The organism is Streptomyces sp. DT2A-34, from assembly GCF_030499515.1.
In the GTDB taxonomy this organism is placed as follows: domain Bacteria; phylum Actinomycetota; class Actinomycetes; order Streptomycetales; family Streptomycetaceae; genus Streptomyces.
On the sequence record NZ_JASTWJ010000001.1, the window covers coordinates 7,600,642 to 7,613,625 of the forward strand.

Below are 12,984 nucleotides of genomic sequence, written 5' to 3' on the forward strand. Positions count from 1 at the left end.
CCCAGAAGGGGCATCCCGTGACGTATCCGGGGCCGCCCAGGCCGGCGCAGGTCTCCGCCACACCCCTCGCGGAACTCGCCGATCAGCTGGGTGCCACCGCGCCGGACCGCGCGGACGCCGTCGAGGTCACGGGCATCACCCATGACTCGCGCGCCGTCCGCCCCGGCGACCTGTACGCCGCCCTCCCGGGCGCCCGCCTGCACGGCGCCGACTTCGTCACGCAGGCCGCCGGCCTCGGCGCGGCCGCCGTGCTGACCGACCCGACCGGCGCCGAGCGTGCCGCGGCGACCGGCCTGCCGGTCCTGGTCGTCAAGGACCCACGCGGGCTGATGGGCGAGCTGGCGGCCACGATCTACGGCCACCCCGGCCGGGACCTGCTGCAGATCGGCATCACCGGCACCTCCGGCAAGACCACCACCGCCTACCTCGTCGAGGGTGCCCTCAAGGCCGCCCGGGCCACCGGCCTGATCGGTACGGTCGAGATGCGCATCGGCGACGAGCGCATCAAGTCCGAGCGCACCACCCCCGAAGCCACCGACCTGCAGGCCCTGTTCGCCGTCATGCGCGAACGCGGCGTCGAGGCGGTCGCCATGGAGGTCTCCAGCCACGCGCTGATCCTCGGCCGCGTCGACGGCTGCGTCTTCGACATCGCGGTCTTCACCAACCTCAGCCCGGAACACATGGAGTTCCACTCCGACATGGAGGACTACTTCCGGGCCAAGGCGCAGCTGTTCACCCCGAAACGCAGCAAACTCGGCGTCGTCAACCTCGACGACGAGTACGGCCGCAGGCTGGCCAAGGAAGCCACCGTCCCGGTCGTCACCTTCTCCGCCGAGGGCCACCCGGACGCCGACTGGCGGGCCGAGGACGTCGAAGTCGGCCCCATGGACTCGACGTTCACCGTGATCGGCCCCAAGGGCGAGCGGATCGCCGCCAGGTCGCCGATCGCGGGCCCCTTCAACGTGGCGAACACCCTCGCCGCCATCACCGCCCTGGCCGCCGCCGGTCTCGACGCCCAGGCCGCCGCCGACGGCATCGCCGCGGTGCCGGGCGTGCCGGGCCGCCTCGAGCGGGTGGACGCCGGACAGCCGTATCTCGCGGTCGTGGACTACGCCCACAAGACCGACGCCGTCGAATCGGTGCTCAAGGCGCTCCGCAAGGTCACCGAGGGCCGGCTGCACGTCGTGCTCGGCTGCGGCGGGGACCGCGATGTGACCAAGCGCGGGCCGATGGGCGCCGCCGCGGCCCGGCTCGCCGACACCGCCGTACTGACCTCCGACAACCCCCGCTCCGAGGACCCCCTCGCGATCCTCGCGACCATGCTCCAGGGCGCGGCGTCCGTGCCGGCACACGAGCGCGGCGAGGTCCAGGTCTTCGAGGACCGGGCCGCCGCGATCGCCGCGGCCGTCGCCCGCGCCCGGCCCGGCGACACCGTGCTGGTCGCCGGCAAGGGCCATGAGCAGGGCCAGGACATCGCCGGAGTGGTCCGTCCCTTCGACGACCGCCTAGTGCTTCGCGAAGCTATCCAGAAGACCCAGGGATGAACTTGTGATCGCCCTCTCTCTCGCCGAGATCGCTGAAGTCGTCGGCGGGCAGACGTACGACATACCGGATCCGTCCGTCCACGTCACCGGACCGGTCGTCCGGGACTCCCGTGAAGTGGAGCCCGGCACCCTCTTCGCCGCCTTCGTCGGTGAGCGCGTGGACGGCCACGACTTCGCCGAGCGGGTCGTCGAAGCGGGCGCGGTCGCCGTACTGGCGTCGCGCCCCGTCGGCGTTCCCGCGATCGTCGTGGCGGACGTCCAGAAGGCCCTCGGCGCCCTCGCCCGCCATGTCGTACGACGGCTCGGCGCGACCCTCGTGGCCCTGACCGGCTCGGCGGGCAAGACCAGCACAAAGGACCTGATCGCCCAGGTGCTCCAGCGCAAGGCGCCCACCGTGTGGACGCCGGGCTCGCTCAACAACGAGATCGGGCTGCCGCTGACCGCCCTGAGCGCCACCGAGGAGACCAGGTTCCTCGTCCTGGAGATGGGCGCCCGTGGCATCGGCCACATCCGCTACCTCACCGATCTGACGCCCCCGAAGATCGGCCTCGTGCTCAACGTCGGCACCGCCCACATCGGCGAGTTCGGCGGTCGCGAGCAGATCGCGCAGGCCAAGGGCGAGCTCGTCGAGGGCCTGCCGTCGGCGGAAGACGGCGGCGCCGCGATCCTCAACGCCGACGATCCCCTTGTACGGGCCATGGCGTCGCGTACGAAGGCGAAGGTGGTCCTTTTCGGAGAGTCAGGCGAAGCGGACGTACGCGCCGAGAACGTGAGACTCACGGACAGCGGACAGCCTGCTTTCACTCTTCACACACCCTCCGGTGCAAGCGATGTGACCATGCGCCTGTACGGTGAGCACCACGTGTCGAACGCGCTCGCCGCGGCCGCCGTCGCCCATGAGCTGGGCATGTCCGCGGAAGAGATCGCCACCGCGCTCTCCGAGGCGGGCTCCCTCTCCCGCTGGCGGATGGAGGTCACCGAGCGCCCGGACGGCGTGACGGTCGTCAACGACGCCTACAACGCGAACCCCGAGTCCATGCGGGCCGCCCTCCGGGCGCTGGCAGCCATGGGCAAGGGGCGGCGGACCTGGGCGGTGCTCGGCAAGATGGCCGAGCTCGGGGACGAGGCGCTCGCCGAGCACGACGCGGTCGGGCGGCTCGCCGTCCGGCTCAATGTCGGCAAGCTCGTCGCGGTCGGGGGCAGGGAAGCGTCCTGGCTGCAACTGGGCGCATATAACGAGGGTTCGTGGGGTGAGGAGTCGGTGCACGTGTCCGACGCACAGGCGGCGGTCGACCTGTTGCGCAGCGAGTTGCGCCCGGGGGACGTCGTGCTCGTGAAGGCGTCCCGTTCGGTGGGGTTGGAGAGCGTCGCCGAGGCGCTGCTCGGGACCGGTGCCGAGGGTGAGGTTGCCGCCCGATGATGAAGCAGATCCTGTTCGCAGGAGTCATTGGTCTCTTCCTGACCCTGATCGGCACCCCCCTGCTGATCAAGCTCCTCGCGCGCAAGGGCTACGGCCAGTACATCCGCGACGACGGCCCGCGCGAGCACGCCAGTAAGCGCGGTACGCCGACGATGGGCGGTATCGCCTTCATCTTCGCGACGGTTGCCGCCTACTTCCTGTCCAAGCTCATCACCGGCTACACCCCGACCTACTCGGGTCTGCTCGTGCTGGGTCTGATGGTCGGCATGGGCCTGGTCGGCTTCCTGGACGACTACATCAAGATCGTCAAGCGGCGTTCGCTGGGCCTGCGGGCCAAGGCCAAGATGGCCGGCCAGCTGCTCGGCGGTATCGCCTTCGCGGTGCTCTCGCTGCAGTTCGAGGACGCCCGCGGCAACACCCCGGCGTCCACGAAGCTGTCGTTCATCACCGACTTCGGCTGGACGATCGGCCCGGTGCTGTTCGTCGTCTGGGCGCTGTTCATGATCCTCGCGATGTCGAACGGCGTGAACCTGACCGACGGTCTGGACGGTCTGGCCACCGGCGCCTCCGTGCTCGTCTTCGGCGCCTACACGTTCATCGGCGTCTGGCAGTTCCAGGAGTCCTGCGCCAACGCGCAGACCCTGACCAACCCCGGTGCCTGTTACGAGGTACGAGATCCACTCGACCTCGCTGTCGTCTCCGCCGCCCTGATGGGCGCCTGCCTCGGCTTCCTGTGGTGGAACACGTCGCCGGCCAAGATCTTCATGGGTGACACCGGCTCGCTCGCGCTCGGCGGTGTGCTCGCCGGTCTCGCGATCTGCTCCCGCACCGAGTTGCTGCTCGCCATCCTCGGCGGCCTGTTCGTGCTGATCACCATGTCGGTGGTCATCCAGGTCGGCTCCTTCCGCCTCACCGGCAAGCGCGTCTTCCGCATGGCGCCACTCCAGCACCACTTCGAACTCAAGGGCTGGTCCGAGGTCCTTGTGGTGGTCCGCTTCTGGATCATCCAGGGCATCTGTGTGATCGTCGGACTGGGTCTCTTCTACGCGGGATGGGCAGCGGACAAGTGACCGACTGGCAGGGGAAGAACGTCACCGTCGCCGGGCTCGGCGTCTCCGGGATCCCGGCGGCCAAGGTGCTGCACGGCCTCGGCGCCAAGGTCACCGTCGTCAACGACGGCGACGACGCACGCGCGCGTGCCCAGGCCGCCGAGCTGGAGGCTTGGGCGGAGGCGGCGCGTAGCGCCTCGGTCAGGGCTGGTGGCGGGCGACGGGCGGGCATCACCGTCCGCCTCGGCGACGGGGCGACCCTGCCCGAAGGCACCGAACTCATCGTCACCGCGCCCGGCTGGAAGCCGGACAAGCCGCTGTTCTCGGCGGCTCATGAAGCAGGCGTTCCGGTCTGGGGCGACGTGGAGCTGGCCTGGCGGCTCCGTGGCCCCGACGCCGCGCCCTGGCTCGCCGTCACCGGCACCAACGGCAAGACCACGACCGTCCAGATGCTGGCCTCGATCCTCAAGGCGGCCGGCCTGCGCACCGCCGCCGTCGGCAACATCGGCATCTCGCTCCTCGACGCGGTGCTCGGCGAGGAGCAGTACGACGTCCTGGCCGTGGAGTTGTCCAGCTACCAGCTCCACTGGGCGCCCTCGCTGCGGGCCCACTCGGCGGCCGTGCTGAACCTCGCCCCCGACCACCTCGACTGGCACGGCTCCATGGAGGCGTACGCCAAGGACAAGGGCCGTATCTACGAGGGCAATCGCGTCGCCTGCGTCTACAACGTCGCCGACAAGGCCACCGAGGACCTGGTGCGCGAGGCCGACGTCGAGGAGGGCTGCCGGGCCATCGGCTTCACGCTGGGCACCCCCGGCCCGTCCCAACTCGGCGTGGTGGAGGGCATCCTCGTCGACCGCGCCTTCGTCGAGAACCGGCAGAAGAACGCCCAGGAGCTCGCCGAGGTCGCCGACGTCAACCCGCCGGCCCCGCACAACATCGCCAACGCCCTCGCGGCAGCGGCCCTCGCCCGGGCCTACGGGGTGCCCCCCAAGGCCGTACGGGACGGCCTGCGGGCCTTCACCCCGGACGCCCACCGCATCGCGCATGTGGCGGACGTGGACGGGGTCGCGTATGTCGACGACTCCAAGGCCACCAACACCCACGCGGCCGAGGCCTCGTTGGCTGCCTACGAGTCCATCGTGTGGATCGCGGGCGGGCTCGCCAAGGGTGCCGTCTTCGACGAGCTGGTCGCCAAGTCGGCAAAGCGACTTCGCGCGGCCGTGCTCATCGGCGCCGATCGCGCCCTCATCCGTGAAGCCCTCGCGCGACACGCGCCGGAAGTACCCGTCGTCGACCTCGACCGGACCGACACTGGGGCGATGCTCGCGGCAGTCCAGGAGGCGAAGCGGCTCGCACAGCCCGGCGACACGGTGCTCCTTGCCCCGGCCTGTGCCTCGATGGACATGTTCGCCAACTACAACCAGCGCGGTGACGTGTTCGCGGAGGCGGTTCGCGAACTCGGCGCGGGCGCCTGACGCCGGGTCTCGGCCACTGCGGGTGCTACGGGACCCTTGGAGGGACGCGTGACTCGGATGTGGCTGGACGGTACGCACGCCCACGGCGGGGTGGTGAGCGCCGATGCCCGGTAGCCGTACGGGACGCCCCCCGTCCAGCGGGCCGTGCGGCGCCCCGTCGCTTCCGGCCCGCCGCGCGACAACCCCGTACGACGGCTCTACACGCGCCTGCACCGGGCATGGGACCGGCCGCTGACCGCCTACTACCTGATTCTCGGCGGCAGCCTGCTGATCACCGTCCTCGGTCTGGTGATGGTCTACTCGGCCTCCCAGATCACCGCGCTGCAGATGTCGCTGCCCGGGTCGTACTTCTTCCGCAAGCAGCTGCTGGCCGCGGCGATCGGCGCAGGGCTGCTGCTCGCCGCCTCCCGGATGCCCGTGAAGCTGCACCGGGCGCTCGCCTACCCGATCCTCGCCGGTGCCGTCTTCCTGATGGCACTCGTGCAGGTCCCCGGGATAGGAGTCGCGGTCAACGGCAACCAGAACTGGATCGCCCTCGGCGGCTCCTTCCAGATCCAGCCCAGCGAGTTCGGCAAGCTCGCCCTGGTGCTGTGGGGCGCCGACCTGATCGCGCGCAAGCAGGACAAGAAGCTGCTGACCCAGTGGAAGCACATGCTGGTGCCCCTCGTGCCGGTCGCCTTCATGCTGCTCGGGCTGATCATGCTCGGCGGCGACATGGGTACGGCGATCATCCTGTCGGCGATCCTGTTCGGCCTGCTGTGGCTGGCGGGGGCGCCGACCCGGCTGTTCGTGGGGGTGCTGTCGGTCGCCGGCGCGATCGGTGTGCTCCTGATCAAGAGCAGCGAGAACCGCATGGCGCGCCTGCAGTGTCTCGGTGCCACCGAGCCGCGCAGCGGCCTCGTCGACTGCTGGCAGGCGGTGCACGGCATCTACGCGCTCGCCTCCGGCGGAATCTTCGGCTCCGGACTGGGTGCGAGCGTGGAGAAATGGGGGCAACTCCCCGAAGCCCACACGGACTTCATCTTCGCCGTCACCGGTGAGGAACTGGGCTTGGCGGGGACGGTGTCGGTGCTCGCCCTCTTCGCGGCTCTAGGCTATGCGGGTATCCGCGTGGCCGGACGCACGGAGGACCCCTTCGTGAGGTATGCCGCGGGAGGCGTGACCACCTGGATCACGGCGCAAGCCGTGATCAACATCGGTGCGGTGCTCGGCTTGCTGCCGATCGCCGGCGTCCCCCTCCCGCTGTTCTCCTACGGGGGATCCGCCTTGCTGCCGACCATGTTCGCCATCGGGCTGCTGATCGCCTTCGCACGCGACGAGCCCGCTGCGCGGGCAGCGCTTTCTGCGCGGCAACCCCGCTTTGGTAGAAAGCGTGCGGGAGGCGCCGGCCGCGGCCGGGAGCCTCGGAGATGGAACACGATGCGACGGCGTGCCTCGGTGGCGCGTTCGTCCGGAGAGCGGTGAATTTCGGTGCATGTCGTACTCGCCGGTGGGGGGACCGCCGGCCACATCGAGCCCGCGCTCGCCCTCGCGGACGCCCTGCGCAGGCAGGACCCGACCGTGGGGATCACGGCCCTGGGCACGGAGCGCGGCCTGGAGACCACGCTCGTTCCGCAGCGGGGCTATGAGCTCGCGCTGATCCCCGCCGTCCCGCTGCCGCGCAAGCCGACGCCCGAGCTGATCACCGTGCCGGGCCGGCTGCGCGGCACGATCAAGGCGACCGAGCAGATCCTGGAGCGCACGAAAGCGGACTGCGTCGTCGGTTTCGGCGGCTATGTCGCCCTGCCCGGCTACCTCGCCGCCAAGCGCCTCGGTGTGCCGATCGTCATCCACGAGGCCAACGCCCGCCCGGGCCTCGCCAACAAGATCGGTTCGCGGTACGCCGCCCAGGTGGCCGTGTCCACCCCGGACAGCAAGCTCCGCAACTCGCGCTACATCGGCATCCCGCTGCGCCGGACCATCGCCACCCTCGACCGGGCCGCGATGCGCCCCGAGGCCCGCGCCGCGTTCGGGCTCGACCCGAACCTGCCCACGCTGCTGGTCTCCGGCGGCTCGCAGGGCGCCCGCCGCCTGAACGAGGTCGTCCAGCAGGTCGCGCCCTGGCTCCAGCAGGCAGGCATCCAGATCCTGCACGCGGTCGGCCCGAAGAACGAACTGCCGCAAGTGCACCAGATGCCGGGAATGCCGCCCTACATCCCGGTAAGTTACCTGGACCGGATGGACCTCGCGTACGCCGCGGCCGACATGATGCTCTGCCGCGCGGGCGCGATGACCGTCGCCGAACTCTCCGCCGTCGGGCTCCCGGCCGCCTACGTCCCGCTGCCCATCGGCAACGGCGAACAGCGGCTGAACGCCCAGCCGGTGGTCAAGGCCGGCGGCGGACTGCTGGTCGACGACGCGGAACTCACCCCCGAGTGGGTGCAGCAGAACGTCCTGCCCGTGCTCGCCGACCCGCACCGGCTGTACGAGATGTCCCGCGCCGCAAGCGAGTTCGGCCGCCGGGACGCCGACGACCTGCTCGTCGGCATGGTGTACGAGGCGATCGCCTCGCATCGCCGCTAGGAACGTATGACGGAGGGCAGGGAGCGTGGCCGGACCGACGACCGCCGAGCGCGGTGAACGCCAGCAGGAGTCGTCCGACCCGCCCCTCGCCCGGCGGCGGTTGAGGCTGTCGCGCCTTCGTATGATCATCATTCTTGCCGTGCTGCTCGCGCTCCTCGGCGCGGGCTCCGTCTGGCTGCTGTACGGGTCCAAGTGGCTGCGCGTCGAGCGTGTATCCGTCGCCGGGACCCGGGTCCTGACGCCCGCACAGGTCCGCGAGGCGGCCGACGTTCCCCTCGGGGCGCCGCTGATTTCCATCGAGACCGATGCGATTGAGGCACGACTGCGCCGGAAATTGCCCCGAATTGACGAGGTTGACGTAGTCCGCTCCTGGCCGCACGGAATCGGCCTGAAAGTGGTGGAGCGTACTCCGGTTCTGATTGTCCAAAGGGGCGGAAAGTTCGTCGAAGTGGACGATGAAGGTGTCCGATTCGCCATGGTTTCTGAGGCTCCGAAAGGCGTTCCCGCGCTGGAATTGACGGTGTCCCGGTCGAGCTCCGCCGCCGCGAGCCTGCGCCGCTTCGGCAAGGACCGTCTGGTGCGGGAGGCGGTGCGGGTCGCCGGTGCCATTCCGGCCGCCGTCGCGCGTGTCACCCAGGTCGTCAAGGTCCGTTCCTATGACGACATCTCACTGGAGTTGGGCGACGGCCGGATCGTCGCATGGGGGAGTGGCGAGAAGGGTGCGGCGAAGGCTCGCACACTCACTGCTCTCATGAAAGCCTCGCCGGATGCGCGGTACTTCGACGTCAGCGTTCCCACCGCCCCTGCGTCATCCGGGAGTTGACGCACATCTGCGCAGGCCAGCACCCTGGTTGGGCAGCGACATGGCTGATCACATAGGGTGAAAAGAAAAACGGGAGGTTCGGCGTGTTCGTTGAACGTGCGCCACTTGTCGACTTAGTGTCCTGTTCAGAAGACTTCAAGGAACAGACACACTGGTAACCCTAAACTTCAGGGTTAGGGTTCGGGTCGGCGCTACGGACCGTCCCATTCGGCATCAGTCGCCGGGTTTCGCGGAGCTACAGCGCTTCCCCGTGATCCGACGACCCGTAACTCGAGGCGAGAGGCCTTCGACGTGGCAGCACCGCAGAACTACCTCGCAGTCATCAAAGTCATCGGTGTCGGCGGCGGTGGTGTCAATGCCATCAACCGGATGATCGAGGTCGGTCTCAAGGGCGTCGAGTTCATCGCCATCAACACCGACGCGCAAGCTCTGTTGATGAGCGACGCCGACGTCAAGCTCGACGTCGGCCGTGAACTCACCCGCGGACTCGGCGCCGGAGCCAACCCGGCCGTCGGCCGCAAGGCCGCCGAGGACCACCGCGAGGAGATCGAAGAGGTCCTCAAGGGGGCCGACATGGTCTTCGTGACGGCCGGTGAAGGCGGCGGCACCGGCACCGGCGGCGCGCCCGTCGTGGCCAACATCGCCCGCTCCCTGGGCGCCCTCACCATCGGCGTGGTCACGCGCCCGTTCACCTTCGAGGGACGGCGCCGTGCCAACCAGGCCGAGGACGGCATCGCCGAACTCCGCGAAGAGGTCGACACCCTCATCGTCATCCCGAACGACCGGCTGCTGTCCATCTCGGACCGCCAGGTCTCCGTGCTCGACGCCTTCAAGTCGGCCGACCAGGTCCTGCTCTCCGGTGTCCAGGGCATCACCGACCTCATCACCACGCCGGGTCTGATCAACCTCGACTTCGCCGACGTCAAGTCCGTGATGTCCGAGGCCGGTTCGGCCCTCATGGGCATCGGCTCGGCTCGCGGCGACGACCGCGCGGTTGCCGCGGCCGAGATGGCGATCTCCTCGCCGCTCCTGGAGGCGTCCATCGACGGCGCCCGGGGCGTGCTGCTCTCCATCTCCGGCGGCTCGGACCTCGGCCTGTTCGAGATCAACGAAGCGGCCCAGCTGGTCAGCGAGGCCGCCCACCCCGAGGCCAACATCATCTTCGGCGCGGTCATCGACGACGCCCTCGGCGACGAGGTCCGGGTCACCGTGATCGCGGCCGGCTTCGACGGGGGCCAGCCGCCGGCCCGGCGGGACACCGTCCTCGGTTCGACCTCGTCCTCGTCCTCGACGGCATCCTCGCCCCGCCGCGAGGAGCCCACTCCGGTACGGCAGCCCGAGAGCCGCTCGTCCTTCGGCTCGCTCGGCAGCGTCACGCCGAAGGAGGAGCCCGAGCCCGCCGCGCCGGACCCGGTGGCCGACATCCCGGTCGCCCCGCCGGTCCCGCCGTCGCGGACCTACGCCGACAGCGCGGCGGAAGAGCTGGACGTCCCGGACTTCCTTAAGTGATCCTTCTGACGTGATAGCACAGCGCGACATCGTGAGCGGCGCGCACTTCGCCTTCACCGACCGGTGGGGCGGGGTGAGCGCCGCTCCGTATGAGGAGCTCAATCTCGGCGACGCGGTCGGCGACGACGGCGACGCCGTACGGACCAATCGCGAGCTCGCCGCCAAGCCGCTCGGGCTCGACCCGGGCGAGGTCGTCTGGATGAACCAGGTGCACGGGACGGACGTCGCGGTGGTCGACGGACCATGGCCCGATCGTCCGGTGCCCCGCGTCGACGCGATCGTCACGGCGCGGCGGGGTCTCGCCCTCGCCGTCCTCACGGCCGACTGTGTGCCGGTCCTGTTGGCCGACCCGGTCGCCGGGATCGTCGCCGCGGCTCATGCGGGACGGCCCGGCATGGTCGCCGGGGTCGTCCCGGCCGCGCTACGCGCGATGACGGAACTGGGCGCCGACCCCGCCCGGATCGTCGCCCGCACCGGCCCGGCCGTCTGCGGCCGGTGCTACGAGGTGCCGGAGGGGATGCGCGCGGAGGTTGCCGCCGTGGAGCCGGCGGCGCACGCCGAGACGAGTTGGGGCACGCCGGCGGTCGATGTGGCCGCCGGGGTGCACGCGCAGCTCGCACGGCGCGGCGTGGGTGACCGGGAGCACTCGCCGGTGTGCACGCGGGAGTCGAGCGACCACTTCTCGTACCGCCGCGACCGCACCACCGGTCGGCTCGCGGGTTATGTGTGGCTGGACTGAATGGACATGACGGACCGTAAGGACGAACTCGCCGCGAACCTGGCGAAAGTGGAGGACCGGATCGCCGCCGCCTGCGCGGCCGCCGGGCGCGGCCGCGAGGAGGTGACCCTGATCGTGGTCACCAAGACGTACCCGGCGGGCGATGTGCGGATCCTGTCGGAACTCGGCGTGCGCCACGTCGCCGAGAACCGCGATCAGGACGCGGCACCGAAGGCCGCCGAATGCTCGGATCTGCCCCTTGCGTGGCATTTTGTCGGCCAGTTGCAGACCAACAAGGTGCGATCTGTGGTCGGTTACGCGGATCTCGTGCAGTCCGTCGATCGTTCCAAGCTGGTGACGGCCCTGTCGAAGGAGGCCGTACGGCAGGAGCGCGAAGTGGGCTGCCTCATCCAGGTCGCGCTGGATGCGGGAGAGCGCGCAAGGGGGGAGAGGGGTGGTGTGGCGCCGGGCGGGATCGAAGAGTTGGCCGACCTCGTCGCGAAGGCTCCGGGGTTGCGGCTCGACGGGCTCATGACCGTCGCCCCGCTCACCGGGGAGTACGCCGGTCGCCAACAGGCGGCGTTCGAGCGGTTGATGGATTTGTCGACCACCCTGCGCCGAGCCCATCCGACTGCGAACATGGTGTCGGCGGGAATGAGTGCGGACCTCGAGGAGGCCGTGGCGGCCGGTGCGACACATGTGCGCGTCGGCACTGCGGTACTCGGAGTCCGCCCCAGGCTCGGGTAACGTCGCCAGGAAGTCGGACCACAGCAGAAAATATGGTCAATGTCGCCGAAAGGTGGCGTAACGACCGCGTGGATCGCGGGCACTTGGCAGTCGTCAGCCGATCCACCACAGAGCGGAGGACTCAGAGCATGGCCGGCGCGATGCGCAAGATGGCGGTCTACCTCGGCCTCGTGGAGGACGATGGGTACGACGGCCGGGGGTTCGACCCCGACGACGACTTCGAGCCCGAACTGGACCCGGAGCCCGAGCGGGACCACCGACGGCACGAGCCGTCCCACCAGTCGCACAGCGCACATCAGTCCCAAAGGGACGAAGAGGTGCGAATCGTGCAGCCGCCCGCGCCGCGTGAACCCGTGGCCAGATCGACTTCGCTATCCGCGGAATCCAGCCGTCCGGCGCGCATCGCGCCCGTGGCATCCATCACACAAGAACGCGCAAGCCTGGAGAAGAACGCACCGGTGATCATGCCCAAGGTCGTGTCGGAACGAGAGCCTTACCGGATCACCACGCTTCACCCGCGGACCTACAACGAGGCCCGTACTATCGGGGAACACTTCCGTGAAGGCACCCCGGTGATCATGAATCTGACTGAGATGGATGACACAGACGCCAAGCGACTTGTCGACTTTGCGGCCGGTTTGGTGTTTGGTCTTCACGGCAGCATCGAGCGGGTGACGCAGAAGGTGTTCCTGTTGTCGCCTGCTAACGTCGATGTCACGGCGGAGGACAAGGCCCGTATCGCAGAGGGCGGGTTCTTCAACCAGAGCTGAGACGCACCACCGGAAACACCCGCACGAATCAGGGAACAGGGAACAGGGGAGAGGGAAGCACCAGTCATGAGCGTGGTCTTGCAGGTTCTCTACATCGCGCTGATGGTCTTCCTCATCGTGCTCATCTTCCGGTTGGTCATGGACTACGTCTTCCAGTTCGCCCGCTCGTGGCAACCCGGCAAGGCGATGGTGGTCGTTCTGGAGGCCACCTACACTGTCACTGATCCACCGCTCAAGCTTCTGCGGCGGGTCATCCCGCCGCTGCGTCTCGGGGGCGTGGCGCTCGACCTGTCCTTCTTCGTACTGATGATCATCGTCTACATCCTGATCACGCTCGTGCGGAACGCGATGTGAGCGATGTGAC

The 12,984-nt window shown here is 69.4% G+C and carries 11 protein-coding genes and 1 pseudogene; all 12 read left to right on the forward strand.

Annotation, left to right across the window (positions count from 1 at the left end; translation table 11 throughout):
- Positions 1–17: 17 nt before the first annotated feature.
- The 12 genes and pseudogenes from QQM39_RS33905 to QQM39_RS33960 all read left to right on the forward strand — a co-directional run bounded on the left by QQM39_RS33905 (position 18) and on the right by QQM39_RS33960 (position 12,974).
- Entirely contained in the window at positions 18–1,544 is a 1,527-nt protein-coding gene (locus QQM39_RS33905) for a UDP-N-acetylmuramoyl-L-alanyl-D-glutamate--2,6-diaminopimelate ligase (protein WP_302001375.1), read from the forward strand.
- A 4-nt stretch (positions 1,545–1,548) separates the two neighbouring features.
- Positions 1,549–2,964, forward strand: a complete 1,416-nt coding sequence (gene murF, locus QQM39_RS33910; protein ID WP_302001376.1) for a UDP-N-acetylmuramoyl-tripeptide--D-alanyl-D-alanine ligase — start codon at positions 1,549–1,551, stop codon at positions 2,962–2,964.
- Entirely contained in the window at positions 2,964–4,034 is a 1,071-nt protein-coding gene (gene mraY, locus QQM39_RS33915; protein ID WP_302003824.1) for a phospho-N-acetylmuramoyl-pentapeptide-transferase, read from the forward strand. The genes murF and mraY overlap by 1 nt, the downstream gene beginning before the upstream one ends.
- On the forward strand, positions 4,016–5,491 hold the full coding sequence (gene murD / locus QQM39_RS33920) for a UDP-N-acetylmuramoyl-L-alanine--D-glutamate ligase (protein WP_302001377.1): 1,476 nt from the start codon (positions 4,016–4,018) through the stop codon (positions 5,489–5,491). Before mraY ends, murD begins: the two co-directional genes overlap by 19 nt.
- 103 nt (positions 5,492–5,594) lie before the next feature.
- Positions 5,595–6,955, forward strand: a pseudogene (gene ftsW, locus QQM39_RS33925) (putative lipid II flippase FtsW).
- 6 nt (positions 6,956–6,961) lie between these two features.
- Positions 6,962–8,053 (forward strand): undecaprenyldiphospho-muramoylpentapeptide beta-N-acetylglucosaminyltransferase, encoded by a 1,092-nt coding sequence (murG, locus tag QQM39_RS33930; RefSeq protein ID WP_302001378.1) that lies wholly within the window; start codon positions 6,962–6,964, stop codon positions 8,051–8,053.
- A 25-nt stretch (positions 8,054–8,078) separates the two neighbouring features.
- On the forward strand, positions 8,079–8,876 hold the full coding sequence (locus tag QQM39_RS33935) for a cell division protein FtsQ/DivIB (protein WP_302001379.1): 798 nt from the start codon (positions 8,079–8,081) through the stop codon (positions 8,874–8,876).
- A 291-nt stretch (positions 8,877–9,167) separates the two neighbouring features.
- Positions 9,168–10,385: a cell division protein FtsZ gene (gene ftsZ, locus QQM39_RS33940; protein WP_302001380.1), complete on the forward strand. Its 1,218-nt coding sequence runs from the start codon at positions 9,168–9,170 to the stop codon at positions 10,383–10,385.
- 10 nt (positions 10,386–10,395) lie between these two features.
- Entirely contained in the window at positions 10,396–11,124 is a 729-nt protein-coding gene (pgeF, locus tag QQM39_RS33945; protein ID WP_302001381.1) for a peptidoglycan editing factor PgeF, read from the forward strand.
- Between the two features lie 6 nt (positions 11,125–11,130).
- On the forward strand, positions 11,131–11,850 hold the full coding sequence (locus tag QQM39_RS33950) for a YggS family pyridoxal phosphate-dependent enzyme (protein WP_302003825.1): 720 nt from the start codon (positions 11,131–11,133) through the stop codon (positions 11,848–11,850).
- 128 nt (positions 11,851–11,978) lie between these two features.
- Entirely contained in the window at positions 11,979–12,620 is a 642-nt protein-coding gene (locus QQM39_RS33955) for a cell division protein SepF (RefSeq protein ID WP_302001382.1), read from the forward strand.
- 66 nt (positions 12,621–12,686) lie between these two features.
- Positions 12,687–12,974 (forward strand): YggT family protein, encoded by a 288-nt coding sequence (locus tag QQM39_RS33960; protein ID WP_033312669.1) that lies wholly within the window; start codon positions 12,687–12,689, stop codon positions 12,972–12,974.
- Positions 12,975–12,984: the final 10 nt, after the last annotated feature.